Raw genomic sequence first — 243 nt, 5'->3', positions numbered from 1 at the left:
CTTCATGCCCGTAATCGCCTTAGGGGGGATGGCGGCGACAACATCGACGGGCAGTTTCGTGGAATTGCCCGGGTTCACCCCGGCAACCTGCGCAGCGGCAAGAACAGCGGCCTGCGCTGCTGTCAGTCCGGACAGTTGGTCGGCGCTCATCGCCGCGATCTGCGCCGCCTTCAAACCGGCAATGGCCGCGTTGCTGAGTTCACCGATCTGAGCAGGCGTCAGTGCAGCAATCTGGGCCGTACC

Annotated in this window: 1 protein-coding gene; it reads right to left on the bottom strand. The window is 64.2% G+C overall.

All coding sequences use genetic code 11. The features are described 5' to 3' along the window. A partial coding sequence (locus tag SCA31_RS25130; RefSeq protein WP_410699660.1) for a hypothetical protein occupies positions 1 to 243 on the bottom strand: 243 nt, incomplete at both ends.

This window comes from Chryseobacterium sp. SIMBA_028 (assembly GCF_046535285.1).
In the GTDB taxonomy this organism is placed as follows: domain Bacteria; phylum Bacteroidota; class Bacteroidia; order Flavobacteriales; family Weeksellaceae; genus Chryseobacterium.
The sequence above is the reverse complement of the archived record's forward strand: the minus strand, read 5'-3'. Positions and strand labels throughout refer to the sequence as shown.